The organism is Namhaeicola litoreus, assembly GCF_042679565.1.
Classification (GTDB): Bacteria; Bacteroidota; Bacteroidia; order Flavobacteriales; family Flavobacteriaceae; genus Namhaeicola; species Namhaeicola litoreus.
On sequence record NZ_JBHTMY010000003.1, the window covers coordinates 592,983 to 611,995 of the forward strand.

Annotated in this window: 20 protein-coding genes; 9 read left to right on the forward strand and 11 right to left on the reverse strand. The window is 33.6% G+C overall.

Annotated elements, in window-relative coordinates; genetic code table 11:
• Nucleotides 1–143: 143 nt before the first annotated feature.
• Nucleotides 144–731: an RNA polymerase sigma factor gene (locus ACFQ39_RS09925; protein WP_377178579.1), complete on the forward strand. Its 588-nt coding sequence runs from the start codon at nt 144–146 to the stop codon at nt 729–731.
• A 269-nt stretch (nt 732–1,000) separates the two neighbouring features.
• On the opposite strand, the gene nth is transcribed toward ACFQ39_RS09925, so the two are convergent.
• Nucleotides 1,001–1,636 carry an endonuclease III gene (gene nth / locus ACFQ39_RS09930; RefSeq protein WP_377178581.1) on the reverse strand — a complete coding sequence of 212 codons (636 nt, stop codon included), beginning with the start codon at nt 1,634–1,636 and terminating at the stop codon, nt 1,001–1,003.
• A 32-nt stretch (nt 1,637–1,668) separates the two neighbouring features.
• Between nth and bcp the strand changes: the two genes are divergently transcribed.
• Nucleotides 1,669–2,118: a thioredoxin-dependent thiol peroxidase gene (bcp, locus tag ACFQ39_RS09935; RefSeq protein WP_377178583.1), complete on the forward strand. Its 450-nt coding sequence runs from the start codon at nt 1,669–1,671 to the stop codon at nt 2,116–2,118.
• Nucleotides 2,119–2,131: 13 nt separating this feature from the next.
• On the opposite strand, the gene ACFQ39_RS09940 is transcribed toward bcp, so the two are convergent.
• From ACFQ39_RS09940 to ACFQ39_RS09955, 4 genes are all read right to left on the reverse strand, one after another.
• Nucleotides 2,132–3,589 (reverse strand): TonB-dependent receptor, encoded by a 1,458-nt coding sequence (locus ACFQ39_RS09940; protein WP_377178585.1) that lies wholly within the window; start codon nt 3,587–3,589, stop codon nt 2,132–2,134.
• A gap of 83 nt (nt 3,590–3,672) precedes the next feature.
• Complete coding sequence (locus ACFQ39_RS09945; RefSeq protein WP_377178587.1) at nt 3,673–5,061, reverse strand: NAD(P)(+) transhydrogenase (Re/Si-specific) subunit beta; 1,389 nt, start codon at nt 5,059–5,061, stop codon at nt 3,673–3,675.
• Nucleotides 5,061–5,369 (reverse strand): NAD(P) transhydrogenase subunit alpha, encoded by a 309-nt coding sequence (locus tag ACFQ39_RS09950; protein WP_377178589.1) that lies wholly within the window; start codon nt 5,367–5,369, stop codon nt 5,061–5,063. Before ACFQ39_RS09950 ends, ACFQ39_RS09945 begins: the two co-directional genes overlap by 1 nt.
• Nucleotides 5,362–6,480: a Re/Si-specific NAD(P)(+) transhydrogenase subunit alpha gene (locus tag ACFQ39_RS09955; protein ID WP_377178591.1), complete on the reverse strand. Its 1,119-nt coding sequence runs from the start codon at nt 6,478–6,480 to the stop codon at nt 5,362–5,364. Before ACFQ39_RS09955 ends, ACFQ39_RS09950 begins: the two co-directional genes overlap by 8 nt.
• Nucleotides 6,481–6,780: 300 nt before the next feature.
• Here ACFQ39_RS09955 and ACFQ39_RS09960 point away from each other — a divergent pair, with 300 nt between their 5' ends.
• The gene (locus ACFQ39_RS09960; protein ID WP_377178593.1) at nt 6,781–7,545 is read left to right on the forward strand and encodes an MBL fold metallo-hydrolase; all 765 of its coding nucleotides are present in this window, start codon (nt 6,781–6,783) and stop codon (nt 7,543–7,545) included.
• Here the strand turns inward: ACFQ39_RS09960 and ACFQ39_RS09965 are convergent.
• The 3 genes from ACFQ39_RS09965 to ACFQ39_RS09975 all read right to left on the reverse strand — a co-directional run bounded on the left by ACFQ39_RS09965 (nt 7,526) and on the right by ACFQ39_RS09975 (nt 11,094).
• Nucleotides 7,526–8,713 carry a class I SAM-dependent methyltransferase gene (locus ACFQ39_RS09965; protein WP_377178595.1) on the reverse strand — a complete coding sequence of 396 codons (1,188 nt, stop codon included), beginning with the start codon at nt 8,711–8,713 and terminating at the stop codon, nt 7,526–7,528. The two genes, ACFQ39_RS09960 and ACFQ39_RS09965, sit on opposite strands and share 20 nt — an antisense overlap.
• Nucleotides 8,710–9,798 (reverse strand): AI-2E family transporter, encoded by a 1,089-nt coding sequence (locus ACFQ39_RS09970; RefSeq protein ID WP_377178597.1) that lies wholly within the window; start codon nt 9,796–9,798, stop codon nt 8,710–8,712. The genes ACFQ39_RS09965 and ACFQ39_RS09970 overlap by 4 nt, the downstream gene beginning before the upstream one ends.
• Before the next feature lie 108 nt (nt 9,799–9,906).
• The gene (locus tag ACFQ39_RS09975) at nt 9,907–11,094 is read right to left on the reverse strand and encodes an META domain-containing protein (protein ID WP_377178599.1); all 1,188 of its coding nucleotides are present in this window, start codon (nt 11,092–11,094) and stop codon (nt 9,907–9,909) included.
• A gap of 438 nt (nt 11,095–11,532) precedes the next feature.
• On the opposite strand from ACFQ39_RS09975, the gene glgP reads away from it, so the two are divergent.
• Nucleotides 11,533–13,179, forward strand: a complete 1,647-nt coding sequence (glgP, locus tag ACFQ39_RS09980; protein WP_377178601.1) for an alpha-glucan family phosphorylase — start codon at nt 11,533–11,535, stop codon at nt 13,177–13,179.
• A 9-nt stretch (nt 13,180–13,188) separates the two neighbouring features.
• Complete coding sequence (locus tag ACFQ39_RS09985) at nt 13,189–13,761, forward strand: PhnA domain-containing protein (RefSeq protein ID WP_377178603.1); 573 nt, start codon at nt 13,189–13,191, stop codon at nt 13,759–13,761.
• Nucleotides 13,762–13,819: 58 nt separating this feature from the next.
• On the opposite strand, the gene ACFQ39_RS09990 is transcribed toward ACFQ39_RS09985, so the two are convergent.
• From ACFQ39_RS09990 to ACFQ39_RS10000, 3 genes are read right to left on the reverse strand one after another with little or no spacing between them, the layout of a single operon-like run.
• Nucleotides 13,820–14,104, reverse strand: coding sequence for a hypothetical protein (locus ACFQ39_RS09990; RefSeq protein WP_377178605.1), 285 nt, complete (start codon nt 14,102–14,104; stop codon nt 13,820–13,822).
• 22 nt (nt 14,105–14,126) lie between these two features.
• Nucleotides 14,127–14,369 carry a hypothetical protein gene (locus tag ACFQ39_RS09995; RefSeq protein ID WP_377178607.1) on the reverse strand — a complete coding sequence of 81 codons (243 nt, stop codon included), beginning with the start codon at nt 14,367–14,369 and terminating at the stop codon, nt 14,127–14,129.
• A 17-nt stretch (nt 14,370–14,386) separates the two neighbouring features.
• Nucleotides 14,387–15,823, reverse strand: a complete 1,437-nt coding sequence (locus ACFQ39_RS10000) for an NADP-dependent isocitrate dehydrogenase (protein WP_377178609.1) — start codon at nt 15,821–15,823, stop codon at nt 14,387–14,389.
• A gap of 92 nt (nt 15,824–15,915) precedes the next feature.
• On the opposite strand from ACFQ39_RS10000, the gene ACFQ39_RS10005 reads away from it, so the two are divergent.
• From ACFQ39_RS10005 to ACFQ39_RS10020, 4 genes are all read left to right on the forward strand, one after another.
• Complete coding sequence (locus tag ACFQ39_RS10005) at nt 15,916–16,839, forward strand: LysR family transcriptional regulator (protein WP_377178611.1); 924 nt, start codon at nt 15,916–15,918, stop codon at nt 16,837–16,839.
• Nucleotides 16,840–16,944: 105 nt separating this feature from the next.
• Complete coding sequence (locus ACFQ39_RS10010) at nt 16,945–17,400, forward strand: YybH family protein (protein WP_377178613.1); 456 nt, start codon at nt 16,945–16,947, stop codon at nt 17,398–17,400.
• Between the two features lie 179 nt (nt 17,401–17,579).
• Complete coding sequence (locus ACFQ39_RS10015) at nt 17,580–18,116, forward strand: helix-turn-helix transcriptional regulator (RefSeq protein WP_377178615.1); 537 nt, start codon at nt 17,580–17,582, stop codon at nt 18,114–18,116.
• 6 nt (nt 18,117–18,122) lie between these two features.
• Nucleotides 18,123–18,980: a hypothetical protein gene (locus ACFQ39_RS10020; RefSeq protein WP_377178617.1), complete on the forward strand. Its 858-nt coding sequence runs from the start codon at nt 18,123–18,125 to the stop codon at nt 18,978–18,980.
• Nucleotides 18,981–19,013 lie beyond the last annotated feature (33 nt).

A 19,013-nucleotide genomic window follows, 5' to 3' on the forward strand; every position in this document is an offset into this window, starting at 1 on the left:
TGTCCAGAGACTAAGAGAACAGAACTAGTCTCCCCTGTATTTATTAACCTAAAAAATTTGTGCTTATAGTATAGTTCTACTTTCATAACAATAGCTAATCGAAGTTTAGATTAAAATTAACTTCAATAAAAAAAAGGGGAATTATGCAAACACAAAAATTAGACGACAGTGTGCTCGTAAAGAGTTACATTGAAGGAAATGAGCGATCGCTCGAAATTCTTATCCTTCGACACAAACAAAGAGTTTTTAGTTTTATTTATTCAAAAGTGCAAGATAGAGATGTTGCAGAAGATATCTTTCAGGATACTTTTGTGAAAATTATCAACACTTTAAAATTGGGTAAATACAACGAAGAAGGTAAATTTTTACCGTGGTCGATGAGAATTGCGCACAATTTAATTATTGATTACTTCAGAAAAGGCAACAGAATGCCTACTTTCCAAAACACAGATGAATTCGATATTTTCTCTGTTTTAGGAGATCCTACAGGAAATGTGGAAAGTCACATGATTAAAGACCAAATTCACAGTGATGTGAGAAAATTGGTTGAACAATTGCCTGAAGATCAAAAAGAAGTTTTGAAAATGCGTATATTTGGAGAAATGAGTTTTAAAGAAATCTCGGAGCAAACCAGTGTAAGTATCAATACAGCCTTAGGTAGAATGCGCTATGCGCTCATCAACTTGAGAAAATTGATAGATCAGAATAAGATAATATTGACAAATCAATAAAATTTTAATTTTTTTTTAATCTGATACAATAATGTTGAGTTTTGCCCGTTATTATATAAAATCCCTTAACAAAGTAAGTATATGGCAAAACTTTACACACAAAAATTCTTTAAAGAAAAATTAGAACCGAAAAACGAAACAATCTCCTTTTTATTAAACTACTCTAAGTCGATTAAAGTAGTGGAGGTGGAAAAAGAAAGCTTAATGTTTCATTTGAATTAATCGAAGAAAAAGCCTTAAATCTTACATTTAAGGCTTTTTTATTAGGTTTAAGTCGAAAGCGATTTTCTGCCAATTGTTCTCGTAATGATGTCATTTTCAATTCGCCAACCGCGAGCTGGTGAATACTCTCTTCCATAAAAAATAATTTGTAAATGTAATTTATTCCATAGTTCCTTGGGGAATAATCTCTTGGCATCTTTTTCTGTTTGGACTACATTTTTTCCATTGCTTAAATTCCAGCGATACATCAGTCTGTGGATATGTGTGTCTACCGGAAAAGCCGGTACGCCAAGTGCCTGACTCATAACCACAGAAGCTGTTTTATGACCTACCCCGGGCAGTTCTTCGAGATCTTCAAAATTATTTGGGACTGTTCCATCGTGTTTTTCTAGAAGAATTTCTGAAAGTCGATGTATGCTTTTCGATTTCATGGGTGACAGCCCAACAGGTTTAATTATTGATTCTATTTCTTCTACAGTTAATTTGACCATGTCTTGTGGGCTATCTGCTTTTGCAAAAAGTTTAGGTGTTATTGTATTTACACGTGCATCTGTGCTTTGAGCAGAAAGCAATACAGCAATGAGTAAAGTATATGGATCTTGATGGTTTAAAGGAATAGGTGTTTTTGGATATAAATTTTCAAGGGTGTCAATCACAAATTGAACTTTTTCTCTTTTGGTCATTTTTCGTACTTTTAGGTGTAAAATTACAAATTATGTTAGAACTTAAAATTGGAGATAAATCACCTGTATTTGAAGGAGTTAATCAAAATAATGAAACTATAAAATCAATAGATTTATTAGGTAAAAAAGTAGTTATATTCTTTTATCCTAAGGCGAGTACACCAGGATGTACTGCCGAAGCATGTGATTTAAGAGATAATTACGAACATTTTTTAAATAAAAATTATGAAGTGATTGGTGTAAGTGCAGATTCTGTCAAAAGGCAAAAGAGTTTTTCCGACAAAAATAATCTACCCTATTCGTTAATTGCTGATGAGGATAAAAAAATTATTGAGGCATTTGGTGTTTGGGGACCTAAAAAATTTATGGGAAGAGAGTACGACGGAATCCATCGCACTACATTCGTTATTGATGAAAAAGGAAAAATTGAAAATATAATTACAAAAGTCAAAACTAAAAACCACGCGGAGCAAATACTCTAGTATCCTTATTATTTTATTTTGCGGCTTTTTCTACTCTTCTAGGATTGTAACCAAACAATCTTTTTGATTTGATGATTTCGGGAACACCTGGAGGAAGCATGTCTTCCCATCCTTTTTTCCCTTGTGCAATCATTTTAAAGGCAGTTCTGGAATAAACATCTAAAATTTCCGGATTATAATTATCTACATCTACAATTCGACCATTAAATTTAAAGTATTTGTAGAGTTCCTTCATTCTAGGGTGAACCTTTAATGATTCACTCGTAATAATTTCGCCTGTTTCAATATCCATAAGAGGATACAAATAAATCTTTAAATCTTTGTAAAATAATTTACCAAACGCTTCTAGTATTCCACCACTTAGATGTCTATAGTATTTTTCGTCAAAAATTTGAATCAAATTATACACCCCCATCGCCAATCCCATTCGGGCTTTTGTGAATTCTGAAAAATATTCAACAAGTTTATAGTATTCCTGGAAGTTTGTGATCATTACTGTTTGACCTAAAGAGCAAAGTAATTCAGCCCTATCTAAGAAATCTCGTTCATTTATCTTTCCACCTTCTGAAATTAAATTGGCCAATGTCATTTCAAAAATAGTCTGGGTATTTTTTTCATCAACCCTCTTCTCGGCAAAAAATAATTGCTTACTCTTTTCAAAGATATCGAGATTAACCTTAGTTACAGGTCTAAAACTTCCTCTAAATGCCAAAATATTCTTTTTGTAAAGCACTTGAGCAGGTAATAAATTATTGCCATTAGGATTAAACATGACCGCATTGGTCATTCCATTTTTTACCAGATAGAGACTCATCAAGCGGTTGTCAACATACATAAAACGAGGGCCAGAAAAGTCTACCATATCAATTTCAACAGAATCTTTATGGATGTTATCATAAAAAGACTCTATCATTTCTTTAGGTTTGTCATTGATATAAAACGCACCATAAATAAGGTTCACACCTAACATTCCTAAAGTTTCTTGTTGCAAGCGTGAATCTGTTTCTTTAAATCGACAATGAATTACAATTTCATTATAGTCCTCTAACGGATCCATTTGAAACTTGATCCCAACCCAACCATGTCCTTTAAATTGCTTAGCGAAATCGATGGTAGTAACAGTATTAGCGTAAGTGAAGAACAATTTATGAGGATGCTTTTCACGATCAATCCTATGTTCAATCAGATCCATTTCGTGTGTTAACATTTTTCTCAATCGAGATTCTGTTACATAACGTCGATCTGGTTCAACACCGTAAATAGCATCTGAAAACTCTTTATCGTAAGCCGACATGGCTTTTGCGATTGTACCTGAAGCGCCACCTGCACGGAAAAAATGCCTGACTGTTTCTTGTCCTGCGCCAATTTCTGCAAATGTTCCATAAATATGCTCATTTAAGTTAATTTGCAGCGCTTTTTGTTTTAATGTTAACGCATGTTCTAATTCAGTATCACCTTTAAGTGCAGCCATTACTAATTGTCTTTGTGCAAAGATAACTAAGTTTTAGCTATTCTAAAAAACAATATTGGACCCTTTATTTTTGAGTATTTAGGTTAAAGTGCCTTTATTTCCTGTATTAATTTATTTAAAACAGGCTTTGCATTACCAAAAAGCATGGAAGCTTTTGGATAGTAAAATAATTCATTGTCTATACCGGCATAACCAGGATTCATACTTCTTTTATTAATAATGATATTTTTTGCATTGACAACCTCCAAAATAGGCATACCATAAATGGGACTCGATTTATCATTATGAGCCGCTGGGTTTACAACATCGTTTGCACCTACTACGAATACAACATCTGTATTGCTAAACTCTGGATTGATCTCCTCCATTTCTACCAATTTTTCGTATTCCACATTGGTCTCTGCCAAAAGAACATTCATATGGCCAGGCATTCTACCTGCAACAGGGTGTATGGCATATTTTACAATTACACCCTTACTTTCTAATATTTGCTCTAGTTCGTGGATTTCATGTTGTGCTTGGGCTACGGCCAGACCATAACCAGGAACTATGACTACCTTTTGGGCGTAGTTCATTAAAATGGCTACATCACTTGGAGATACTTCTTTAACACTTTTTTGTGTGTTAGAACTAGAGATGGCCTTTGTTTTCACATCACCAAAGGCACCAAAAATAACATTGGCCAGAGGTCTGTTCATTGCCTTACACATTGCAAAGGTTAGTATGGTTCCGGCAGATCCTACTAAAATACCACCTGTTAAGAGGGCCATGTTATTGTATAAAAATCCTGCGAAAGCTGCCGCTAAACCTGTAAATGAATTTAATAATGAAATCACTACCGGCATATCTGCACCCCCAATAGGAATAACAAATAAGACCCCATATAAAATAGCCATAAAAAACAAAAGATAAACATGCCATCCGGCTTGGAGCCAACCAAAGCCAAGGGAAAAAGCATAAACCAACAATATCAAAAGAAAGATATTGTTTATGAAGTTATATCCGGATATTCTGATTGGCTTTTTTAGCGACCCGTTCAATTTAGCGTATGCGATAATACTACCAGAAAATGAAATACTACCTATAATCATACCTAAAACAATCGTCATCAGCAGAAGAGGTTCCTGGTTAAAATGTGGGAACTCTATAATTCCGATTAATGCTGCACTTGCTCCTCCCATACCGTTAAATAGTGAAACCAGTTCGGGCATTTTTGTCATAGCTACTCTTTTCGCTATAAGCCAACCTAAAATTGTTCCTATTAAAATAGCAATAGCAATGAGTATATATACCATGTTATTCACTTCGGATTTATATAGAAATATGGTTCCGAATATGGCTAAAGACATGCCGAAGGCAGCGATTAAATTTCCTTTTCTCGCGGTTTGAGGTTTGCCCAATAATTTTAAACCGAGAATAAACGTAACTGAGGCAATGAGGTAAATTACCTCAAGACTGAAAATATATTCCATTACTTTTTCTTTTTAAACATTTCGAGCATCCTGTCTGTCACAACGAACCCACCAACTACATTTAAGGTACCCAAAAGAACAGCTACAAATCCTAGACCCAGCGCAAAATAATTGTTTGGATCCGCGTTTAGCATAACAAGAATAGCCCCTACGATGATTACACCATGGATGGCATTGGCCCCAGACATTAAAGGAGTGTGCAATACAGAAGGTACATGACCAATTACTTCGACCCCCACAAAAATCATGAGGATAACGATATAAACCATTTGAAGGTTTTCACTAAAAAAACTTAATATATTATCCATTTTCTATTCCGTTTTGTTTGATAATGCCCTCTTTAACAATACAAGTACCAAAAGTTATTTCATCTTCAAAATCCCATTTAAATTGGGCTTCTTCTGTAAGATGAGAAATAAAATTGTAAATATTCTTTGCAAAAAGATCGCTAGCATTGGTAGATACACTTTCAGGAGCGATGGTAGTACCAATTATTTTTACACCGTTTTCTATAACTGTTTTATTGAGTTTACTCAATGAACAGTTTCCTCCTTGCGCAGCGGCTAGATCAACAATAACGGCTCCATTTTTCATTTGTTTGACTTGATCTTCTGTAATCAAAACCGGAGATTTTCTTCCTGGAACCATAGCTGTAGTAATAACAAGATCGGCTTCAAACAAAGATTTGTTTACAGCTTCTTTTTGTTTCTGTTTATATTCTTCAGAAGCAACTTTAGCGTAACCATCTTCAGAAGCATCTCCTGTGTCTCCATCTACTGTAATAAACTTTGCTCCTAAAGATTCTGCTTGTTCTTTGGTTTCTAATCGAATATCTGTAGCCTCAACAATTGCACCCAATCTTTTAGCAGTGGCAATGGCCTGTAATCCAGCAACACCAACTCCAAAAATTAAAACTCTGGATGGGGTAATCGTGCCAGCGGCGGTCATCATAAGTGGGAATATTTTCGTCATTTCATAGGCGCCCAAAATTACCGCTTTGTAACCTGCTAAATTGCTTTGAGAACTTAACACATCCATTTCTTGTGCCCTCGAAATACGTGGCATTGCGTCTAAAGAAAAGGCTGTTGCACCTTTTTCAGCAATATCGTGAATAAGCTTGGTATTTGATTTGTGGTACAACTGACTAATCAAAATATGGTGGTTGTCTATAAGTTTAAGATCTTCTTCATCAAAAGGATTTATTTTGATGAGGATGTCTGCATCCTTAAATACTACCGCTCTACTTTCAACGGTAACACCATTTTCTTCGTAATCACTATTTTTGAAAGAAGCATTGAGACCTGCATCTTTTTCAACAAGAACCTCAAAACCTTTACTGATTAATTGCTTTGAAATTTTAGGAGAAATTGCTACCCGCCTTTCTCCTTTTTTATGATCTTTTAAAATACCTATTTTCATCACAGATTATAATAAATTAAATCCGGCTTACGGATATATTATTTAAAAACGATTTTGTTGGATATAAATTGGAGACTGACAATTTTTTCTTTTTCGATATTGATAAAGGTATTGATTAAATCATTCATAATATTTGATAAATGTCATATTATTTAACTTGTTTTGATCAATTTCATAAAATTGTGACAAAAATTAACATTCATTCAAGTTTCAATATTTAAGAATTTTACTTTAAGAATTGAAGGAGACATTGTTGAATATCTTTGTATATTCGTTTTTGATTGAACAAACAAAATTCTTTTGAAAATTACATTTTTAGGTACGGGTACTTCTCAGGGAATTCCGGTTATAGGTTCTAAGCATGAAGTATGTTTATCGGATGACCCACGTGATAAAAGATTAAGATCATCTATCCTAATTCAGGATCGGGATACGAATGTTGTTATAGACTGTGGCCCTGATTTTAGGCAACAAATGCTCAATGTAAATATTGACCATTTGAATGCAATTTTGTTTACGCATATTCATGCTGATCATACAGCAGGAATTGATGATATTCGGTCTTTTACGTTGCGACAAGGAAGTATGAAGGTCTATGCCAAACAAGATGTGCTTCAAAATTTGCAAGAGAGATTTGCATATATTTTTGCTAAAGAAAATCGTTATGAAGGCGCGCCTAGTATAGATATGTATGAAGTTTTAAATCAAAAGTTTACTGTAGAACAAATTGATTTTCTTCCCATTGAAGTGATGCACGGAAAATTGAAAATACTAGGCTTTAGAACACAAAACTTCGCGTATTTAACAGATGTAAAAACAATAGAGGAGGAGCAATTAGAAAAATTAAAAAACCTAGATGTATTGGTGATCAATGCATTGAGAATAGATTGGCATCCCACACACTTAAATTTAGAAGAGGCATTGAAATTAGTTGAGAAGATAAAACCTAAACGATGTTTTTTTACTCATATCAGCCACAAATTAGGATTTCATGAAGAGGTGAGTAAGATTTTACCTCAAAATGTTTTTTTGGCATATGATGGTCTCAGTCTTGATTTGGACTGATTTTTTTACAATAAAGCACAATGTGTTCTTCATTTAAGTTTGTTGTAAAAAATAAATAATCTGTTCCGCCATCTCTTAGCTTAAATTTTTTTCTTAAATCAAAAACAGTACCTGGAAAATTACGAATTGCCACATTTGCCTTCAATAGAGGAATTTGCTTTTTTATTTCTTTTTTATTCACTTTAGATTGTGAAATGATTTCAAAGCATCTACCTGGGAAATTGATGATTTCATCTGAAGTGTATAAATGTGTATTTGTGTGCAACTTACTTAAATTCAATTTATTGCTTAGCGAATTGAATAATCCGGATTTTAAAATGGCACTATTGGGTTCATATAGATATTTTTTAGTAGGCGTTACGGTGGTTTGAGGAATATCTGGATATTTACTTTTAAATATTTCTGTTTCTTTTGAAAAATTAATAGTACTTAGCTCAATTTCTCTATCAAAATATTTTTCTATGATAACCAGTAATTCTTTTACCTCATTTTTAATTGCCACAACAAATAAATGTTTTACAAATGGAATTTTGTAGACTACAGAACTAATATCGATCATTGGAGATAGTTTTAATAAAATATGATCTGTTCTAGAAAAGAGTAAATCAAGATTTTTCAAAATATCGGGAGTACAATCTTCGAGTAAAAAAACTTTTCTTTGTTCCAAATCGCGCCTGGCAGGGTCTAAATAAATCCAATCGAATTTTTCTGAGTGAGAAGATAACCATTCTATGCTGTCAGCGCATTGACAAATAATGTTTTTAATTCCAAGAACCTCAAAATTATGTCTTGAAATATCGCATAAAGTTTTATTTTGTTCGCAATAGATCACATGATCGAAAGTTTTTGCAAAATAATAGCTATCGATGCCAAAACCTCCGGTTAAGTCTACAATGCTTTGCCCATCAATAATTTGACTTTTAAATCTTCCTGTTATTTCTGAAGAACTTTGTTCAAGATTTAATTTTTTCGGAAATAAAATTTCATCGGTTTTAAAAAAAGTAGGAAGTTTATATTCTATTTGCTTTCTGCCAATGATCTGTTCCGCCAATTCTTGAACAGAAATATTGGGAAATGGAGAACCTGATAATATGATTTTATTGAGATCTTTATCTAAGTTTTCAATAATAAACTGCTGAACTTCTTTATTTAAAAGTTGATTGTTCAATCTTCAAGATCTTGGGTAAGCTTGTTAACCACTTCATTATTATCGATCCATTCTTTTAAAATTACTTTTAGGGCTGTAAAAATAGGAACGGCTAAAATCATTCCGGTTATTCCAAATAAAAGCCCTCCAATAATAATAACTAAAAATATTTCTAAAGGATGGGATTTAACACTTTTTGAAAAGATGATAGGTTGACTAAAAAAGTTATCTATTAATTGGGCAATCACATATCCGATAAACACATAAATGGTTGTTGGGATTAGTCTTGTATGCAGATCTTGCTCTAAATTACTGGTCATGGTCAAGGTCAACATTAAGGCCCCACCAATTAAAGGTCCGACATAAGGAATGAGATTGAGTAAAGCACATAGAAAAGCAATAACTATAGCACTTTCAACATCAAAAATGAGTAAAATAATGGAGTAAATCACAAAAAGAATACTCACTTGAATAATTAATCCCATAAAATATCTCGATAATAAGTTTTTAATTTTATAAATTGATTTTAGAATTCTTTCTTCTTTTTCATCCGGTGTAATAGCGAGAAAAGCATTGTACAAAATCATATTGTCTTTCATTAAAAAGAAAGTGATAAACAGTACTGAAAATAAACCAATACTAAAACTACCAAGAGTACCTATTAAAATGTTTAATAATCCCGAAAGTGAACCGACAAGTTTGGTGTAATCATAATTTTCTATGGCCTGTTCTATGTTCATTTTTCTGAGTAAGGGGTAATTATTGAGTTTTGAAGACAGAGATTTTACGTCGCTAACCAATTCATTTGTATTCAATAAAGAAATATGCTGTCCTTGTTTGAGAACCAATGGAATAAACATAGATATTACGCCCATAATGATAAATAAATAGATCGCCATCATTAACACAACAGAAAAGGTTCTTGATAGTTTCAGTTTATTTTCAAAAAACTTTAATATTGGGCCGGCAATCAATGCAAGCACGATCGATATCGCAACATAAACAATAACAGATTGAATTTTGTAAATAAACAATAATCCAAGTGCAATGGCAACGAGTATACCAATAGCTCTAAGGATTCCTTGGGAAATGATTTTTGGAGTCACAATCAGTTTTAGATTTTTAAATTATATATGAATAAATCAGGAATCAACTCTACCTTTTAAAAAATCGCGATGAAAACCTAAAAATAGGTGTAATTTATTTAAGATTACTCAGTCAACGTTTTTAAGCGTCATAACTGTTTTTCCATTTTTAGACAATATCAATTCGTTATCTTCGAACGAATAATCCAACATACCACTCAAAGTCTTACCAATGGCATTGCTTATTTCTTGATTTTCAAAGCACGCCATCATCGTGCTTGCCATAGGTCCGAACTCGAGTTTTCCAGGCTCAAAACTAAGACTTCCATTGAAATTATTACAACCATCATTTCCAAAAACTTTTCCGTTTGAAGTGTTTATTTCCAAAGTTGGATATTTTTGTTTAAAATCGTCTTTATTCAGAGTCTTGCCATTTACACTCTTAATTGCCCAAATATTATGTAATCGCGTATTTGGCACATAATCTCCACAACCGGTATAGCTTACATAATTATTCTCGTTAGAACTCTTAAAGTCTATATTTACCTTGTAACCAAACTCTTTATCTGACATGGTATCTGAACATTTTACCTTATGAAGTTGAATAATTATTTCACCGGATTCTGTAATTGCTCTATACCTTTTAACATTGGCATCCATAGCCAGTGAAGGTTCTACTGAAGGTGCTGTAAAAACTAATCCATCCATATTTTTAAAGGTCATCACTTTATCTAAATCCATTTCTAAATTCCAAGATGGTTCATTTCCTTGAGCGTAAAAATCAATTCCTCTTTGGTGTTTTTCAATTAAAAAATTAGCATCCATTTCTTTATTTTCCATTTTTGGTTGTTGATTAGGAGGGTATAAATAATACCTTTCTGCAAGGTTACCTGTTATATGATTACCGTTTTTATCCAAGATGACCAGGTAGCCATCCTGAAAAATAATTTGGTTATACCCATTTGGGCTGTCACCTAGCAAAAGAATTCCTTGATTATTTATACTGTATTTTCCACTTTCTATAATCGGTGTTGCTGATTTTCCTGTATAGGTCATCTCAGTTCTGTACATCATATCCGGATACAACTGAATTTTTGTTTGAATACCTTTACAATCCGCACAGGGTACCAAACCTTCGTAGATTCCTTGAATTTTTAAGGCCATTTCTTTGTCAGAAATAGCTTTCTGTTGTTCAATTGCAAAATTTTCATGAGGCGTAAGATGCTTTTCTGCATGTGGATCAACATAAGTTGTACTTTGAGAAGTGCCGCAAGAGACCAGGACAAACAGTATAAAAAATAGGTAAATATTCCTCATATGGGTTGGTTTTAGTTGTGCTAAATTTACAAAAAAATGATGAACTCCTATTTCTAAATTTGCACCTCATCTTTGAGTTCGTTGCGCTGCTCTTCTGTATTTACATTTGGCTTTTTTGCTGTTCATAAAAGGTTATTTTAAATTTTCAATCCCATAATAAAATCGTTTGAATTGCCTGCGTATTTGATCGATTTTTTTTGATTGTTATACATACAACTAAGTTTAAAATCGCATTGATCATTTAACTTTAATCAATACTAAAGTAAATTTTATGCTAAGAAAGGATTAGTGAACTGAGTAATCCTAAAGCTTTGGAAATTTAAATTTTCGATAACGTTTTCGTGAATATTTTATTGAAAGAAGTTCAATTATGACATATCACAGCTTAGTAAATCAATGGAAAGTTTAAATTTGCGCAAAACATAAAAAATTGATAGAATGAGTTTAAAGAAAGATAAGTGGGAGATGCCTTACAAACCAGCGAAAGAATTTAAAAAGAGAGTAGCTTATTTCAGCATGGAATTTGCTATCCATCAAGATTTGCATATCTATTCCGGCGGACTTGGTTTTTTGGCAGGTTCTCACATGCGTTCAGCGTATGAATTAAAACAAAATTTAATTGGTATTGGTATGCTCTGGAAATTTGGTTATTACGACCAACAGCGTAATGAAGACCAGACCTTAAGTACTAATTTTGTTGAACGTCAATATGATTTTCTTGAAGATACGGGTATTGAAGTTGAGGTGCAATTACACGATAATCCACATGTAAAAGTTCGTGCATACAAATTAAAACCAGAAACATTTGGTACTGTACCCATGTATTTTTTGAGTACTGACGTCGAAGGTAATGATCATTTATCGAGAACAATTACCAACCATTTATACGATGCTAATGAACTTACAAGAATTTCACAAAGTATTGTTTTAGGAATTGGCGGCGCTAAAGTAGTTGAAGCACTGGGTGGAGCCGATATTTATCATTTAAATGAAGGCCACGGATTACCCGCGTTTTATCATTTGAGAGATCAGGGAGTTACAAAAGAGCAAATGGTTTTCACAACGCATACGCCAGAAAAGGCCGGAAATGAAGAAAGAGATGGGCGTCATCTAAACCGTTGCGGTTTTTTTGGCAGAGTCTTGTCTAATGAAGAGTTGCAAAAGGAAATGATCCATGGAGGGATGATTAATTATACGATTTCTGCACTTAGGTTAGCGAAGATTTCCAATGCTGTTTCAAAGTTGCATGGGGTAGTAGCCAATGACATGTGGAAAGGGTATCACGGCATTAGTAAAATTATTGCCATTACCAACGCCCAAAATCAAAAATTTTGGCAAGATGATAAAATCAAAAAGGCATGGGAAACAAAAGATGTTGATAAAATTTCAAGTAGAAAGAAAGAATTAAAAAGGAAACTTTTTGCTGAAGTTGAGAAACAAACAGGGAAAAAAATGGATCCGGATGCCTTAACTATTGTTTGGGCTAGAAGATTTGCTGGTTATAAAAGAGCAGACCTACTTTTGTTTGATCAAGAGCGATTTATCAAAATGATAAATGATACAGAAAAACCAGTTCAGGTGATTTGGGCAGGGAAACCTTATCCGATGGATTATTATGCGATTGATATCTTTAATCATCTGGTTCGTTTTTCAAAAGATCATAAGAATTTAGCAGTACTGATTGGATATGAGATTGAATTGTCGAGAATGCTAAAATTAGGCTCTGATGTTTGGTTGAATACGCCAAGAATTACAAGAGAAGCCTCTGGAACCAGTGGAATGACTGCTGCGATGAATGCATCTGTGAATGTCTCTGTCAATGATGGTTGGATTCCTGAATTTGAAAAGAATAAAAAGAATTGTTTTGTTTTACCGGAAGGAGATTTTCAAAAACCCGTTTGGGAACAAGACGAGTTTGATGCTTTAAATCTATATGATTCTTTAGAAAAGGATGTAATTCCTACTTATTATAAAAAGCCCGCAACATGGCAAAAAATTGTGATGCAGGGTATTTCTGATGTGATTCCCGAATTTACAAGCAGAAGAATGGCAACAGATTATTATAAAAAAATGTACAATATTTAATCTATTTATATGAATACCTTAGATGCTTTGCTTGAAAGAAGCCACAATGCTTGTGAACTATGCGGGGCAGACCAAGGTTTGCAAACGTTTTTGGTTCCTCCCAAAGAAGAGAATAATTTAGAGAATTCGGTACTCGTTTGTACTGTTTGCGCAGAACAATTACATGATGAGGCTAAAATAGATCCAGCTCACTGGCGTTGTTTAAACAATAGTATGTGGTCAGAACACGAATCTGTAAAGGTGTTAGTATGGAGAATGCTCAGAAAATTAAAAAATGAAGGATGGCCTCAGGGTTTGTTGGAAATGCTGTATCTCGATGATGAGACTTTAACATGGGCAAAAGCTCTAGAAAAGGTGAACAAAGATCAAATAGTGCATTTAGACAGCAATAAAGCTGTCCTAGAGAATGGAGATCAGGTGGTTTTAATTAAGGATCTCGATGTAAAAGGAGCCAACTTTAATGCGAAGCGTGGAACTGTAGTAAAAAACATTCGATTAGTTTCAGATAATGCAGAACAAATTGAAGGGAAAATTAACGGTCAACAAATCGTTATTCTGAATAAATTTGTCAAGAAGTCTTAGCAGTACTTTCCTGAATAAATAAAACGCCTTTCTGAAAAGAAAGGCGTTTTTTAAATAACTATTCGAAACTAATGTCGATTGAAGATTTAATCACCAGTTTTTTATCATTACCCAAATGATCATCCAAAAAAGCTTTGATATCTTTTTCTGTTTTAAATAATTGTTCCATTCTCTTTTCTGAAAGAGAATCCGGCTCACCTAAACGTTCAACAGCACCAAGATTTTTTCTCGCATGAAAATTTATTTTACTAAACACCAGATATAACAAAATTTCTTTTGCTTCTTTTGGGGTAAATTTTCCATCTATTAAAGTGAATTGCGTTATGTCTTTTTTGTTTTCCATGATTGAGGTTTTAAAAAAATAATTAATTAATATCAATAATCGCTTGAAGACTTGATACTGCTCCACCTTGATCGATGAATTTTTTTACTTCATGAAGATCATTTTGCAATTGAGTGATTTTTCTTTCTCGCATTTGAATATCTTCTTCAGACATGGTTTTATCAATTTTATTTTCATGATATTTTATCTTAATCTCGAACATGTGTGTTAGGATCTCGATTGCATCGTTTTTTGAAAAATTTCCTTTAATGAGTTGAAACTGCATGATCTTAGCGTTTTAAATTATTGTCCTTGTCCTAATGAGTAAGCTGCTTTTCCTTCAAAAGCATAGAGGTTCTCAGTTTTAATGGTATCTATATTTAGGTCGATTGCCTTGCTTAAAAGTGATACGATTTCTGACTTGTTAATTGCTTTTCCTTCTTTGTGCTGGAATCTACATCTCCAGTGGTCTGTACAAAAGGTTTCTTTGAATCCTTCCGGCCAAACTTTGATTCCTCGATTTGTGATCATAATTAATTCAACTTCATCAGAGTTTAATGCTTGAAGTTTTGATGCCAATTCGCCCGGATTATCGCCTGACCAGTGCACAAAAACATCCACACCTACTAATTCTTTATTTTTTTTGGGTTTTCTTACAAATTTTGGCAAGTTTAGCGGTTCGCCATCTTTGTATTCAACGGATTTTAGTTTACTTGGTCTTTGGCCTAAATTGGCAATGACAGCTTCTGCAAATTCTTTTGTTCCTACTTTTTTAGTGCTAATTTCTTCATTATAAATGTCATAGGTGTGAATTCCGTCTTCTATGGTTTTTAACCAGGCATTTTGAACTTTTTCGGCAACTTTGGTTTGCCCGATGTGATTGAGCATCAAAACGGCTCCTTGTAACAAGCCCGAAGGATTTGCTAAATTTTGTCCTGCTCTTCTCGGTGCAGATCCATGAATGGCTTCAAACATGGCACATTCTTCACCGATATTGGCAGAACCTGCTAATCCAACAGAACCGGCAATCTGAGCGGCCACATCCGACATAACATCTCCATAGAGGTTTGGCATCACAATCACATCAAAAGCTTCTGGTGTATCGGCTAATTTTGCAGCACCAATATCTATAATCCAGTGTTCGTTCTCAATTTCTGGATATTCAACAGCAATCTCATCAAAGACTTTGTGAAACAATCCATCGGTCTGTTTCATGATGTTGTCTTTCGTAAAACAAGTCACCTTTTTTCTATTATATTTTTTTGCAAATTCAAAGGCGTAGCGCACAATTTTCTCACATCCCGGGCGACTGATTAATTTCAGGCATTGTACTACTTCATCAGTTTGTTGGTGTTCAATTCCCGCATAAAGATCTTCTTCATTTTCCCTGACAATCACAATGTCCATTACCGGATGCTTTGTTTTAACAAAAGGATGAAAACTTGTGCAGGGACGTATATTTGAATAAAGCCCCAAGAATTTCCTTGTTGTTACATTCAAACTCTTGTAACCACCTCCTTGTGGAGTTGTAATCGGTGCTTTTAAAAAGACTTTGTTTTTGCGGATTACTTCCCAAGATTCTTTAGAGATTCCTGCAGTATTTCCAGCTAAATACACTTTTTCACCCACTTCGATTTCATCTATTTCTAATTTCGCACCAGCTGCGGTTAAAATAGAAAGTGTGGCATCCATAATTTCAGGACCGATTCCGTCTCCTTTTGCAATAGTTATTTTTGTCATTTAGTAAATGGTTTAAATTTGTATGGCAAAATTGCAAAACATAATTCATAAATTTTTATTTAAATTTGCTATACTTATCATAAAAATAATTTATGAACTATACGCTCAATCAGCTGAGGATATTTTTGAAAGTTTCTCAATATGAAAGCATTACCAAGGCAGCCATAGAGCTGCATTTAACACAACCTGCTGTCTCCATACAATTAAAAAATTTTCAGAATCAATTTGATCTACCTCTTTTTGAGGTCATCAATAAAAGGGTATTTATAACTGATTTTGGTAAAGAAATTGCTGAGGCCGCGGAAAAAATTCTTCAGGAAGTATATACCATCGAATATAAGACATTGGCTTACCAGGGCAAATTGGCCGGAAAATTGAAAATGTCGGTTGTATCAACGGCTAAATATATCATTCCCTTTTTTCTTTCGGATTTTATCAAGGAACACGAAGGAATTGAACTTTTACTGGATGTAACCAATAAGAGTAAAGTGATTGAAAGTTTAGAGAATAACGAGGTAGATTATTCTATGGTGAGTGTACTGCCAGAAAGTTTATCTCTGGAATCGATCCAATTGATGAAAAACAAATTATATGTCATTGGGAATAATGAGAAAAAATTTGAAAAAGGCTTATATGAAAAGGATATTTTTGAATCAATTCCCTTAATTTATAGAGAGCAAGGGTCGGGCACGCGTTTGGTAATGGAGCGCTATATCAATCAAAATAAGCTACCCGTTCGAAAAAAAATGGAACTTACCTCGAATGAGGCGGTGAAACAAGCTGTTATTGCTGGTTTGGGTTACTCTATCATGCCACTGATAGGAATTAAAAATGAACTATTAAATGGTGAACTACAAATTATTCCTGTAGAAGGTTTTCCTATTGAATCAAATTGGTACTTAATTTGGTTAAAGAATAAAAAAATGACACGTATTGCTCAGGCTTTTCTGGATTATGTAAAAGAGGAAAAGGAGCAAATCATCAAAGATTATTTTAACTGGTTTGAAAAGTATTAGAAAATGATGAAATTTGATTAATATTATCTCTATAAACTATCAAATATCATATTTTTCAAATCTGAGAATGAATACTTTCGGATGTTTAACTTAAAACTTTTTAACATGAGAAAACTTTTAATTCTGTTATTTATTTTTTCAGTACTATCCTGTCAACAAAATGACCAAAAATCTTCGGCTGCTAAATCTGAAAAGGCAGATATCGAACAATTGTTAAATGATTATTTAAATGCATGGAATAAGGGTGATATCGATACAGTTAGTGAACAGTTTAGCCCGGATGGAGTAGTGGTAAATGGAGGTAAGCATTACAAAGGATTGGTTGATATCAATCGCGGTTGGTTGAGATTGGCCGTCGGATTTGTCAATAATATAGAAGTAGCTCCCTACGTTTCGGGGACAAGTGGTGATGTAGCTTATTTATCGGGTAAATACACACTTGATCTCACACAAAATAACGGGGAAACAACACAAGATTCTGGAAATCTTTCTTTGGTATGGAAACGCCTGGATAATAATCAATGGAAATTGAGCCTGGTTCATATTGAGGCTTTCAAATAACATATATCAAAAGACAATAGAAAAAGGAGACTTTAAGTCTCCTTTTTTTATGGATATAATCGAAGTCTTCAAAATCGTTGTTAATTTTTACTAAAATTTGATTGATCGAAAAAAAATGAATTTTAATTTGATAAATAGTACGATTCGTATTATATTAGCAGTACGAATCGTACTAAATTATGAAATCAAATAATCCTACACTTTTAGACTTTGCCATTTTAGGATTGGTAAAAAAAGAAAATTTAAGCGGTTATCAAATTAGAAAAGTATTTGAAGAAACTGCGATGGGCAATTACAGCAGTAGCCCTGGGTCCATTTATCCTTCGCTAAAAAGATTACAAAAACTTTCCTTAGTAGAGCAAAAATTAAATGAAGATACCCGAAAATCGCAATTTTCTATTACCGAAAATGGGCTTGCCGCTCTTAAAGATTGGATGCTCAGACCTATAGAATTGTCTGACGTTCAAAAGAATCTCGACGAACTCTTGCTTCGGTTTGCTTTTATGGATGGTTTGTTAGACGAGAAGGATGTGATGCACTTCTTGGAGTCGCTTAACATCCATCTCATTTCACATATTCAGAATTTACAAGAATTTTTACAGCAAACTGAAGATCAAACTCCGCTTCATGGAAGATTGGCCATAGATCATGGGATTCGATCTTTGAATGCAACCTTGTCTTGGAGTAAAAATGTACTGCATCTTATCCAAAAATAAAATATTATGAAAACAAATTTGATTTATCAAACAGCTTTAGGTTCAATCATTTTATTGTCAATACAATGGATGATTGGAGTTCTAACAGGAAGTGCTTTTGGGATTGAAAAGGCACCATGGTTATTTTTCTCAGATGTATTGGTCGTTTTATTATTGGCTATGATCGCTAGGAATAATCGTTATGAGTCCGAAAAATTAATCGCTATTATTTTTAGTATATTTTTTGCCATTGGAAGCTTTAATATATTGGTGGAGGCCTTTATTTTTAATGTAACAGACCGAAGTGAAACAATTCGCCAAATAGGAGTCAATGCCATCGAAATGGCACTATTTTCTTTTGTGTTTGTAAAGTATATCATAAAGAAGTCAGGCACCCATCAGGCAGGGTTCAATAAAAGGAAACTAATGGGTTGGATTTGGAGGATTGTAACAGGTAATTTCATGTATCTGGTCTTTTATTTGTTAGCCGGTGCAGTTTTGTATTTGTCATATCCAAAGTTGAATGAATTTTATGGCGATAAAATCCCTCCGATGGATCTTATCATCAAGACCCAATTGTTTTTGAGAGGCTTTGTTTTTATTGCTGTCGCTATATTGATCGATCGCACGGTTAACTTACCAAAATATAAAAAGGCGATTTTAGTAGGATTGGTATTTTCGATCATCGGCGGTATTGCACCCCTCATCGTTCCAAATGATGCTATGCCACAATTTGTGCGAATAGCCCATGGCTTTGAGGTGGGAATTTCTAATTTTATCTATGGATTTATCATGAGCATACTTTTTTATCAGAGTTTTTTAAGAACTGATCATATTGAAGATCAAAATTATCCAAAAGAAATAGGCTTGAATGAGGTTTTATAAAACAAGTGATCTTATATAAAATAAAAAAGAGTC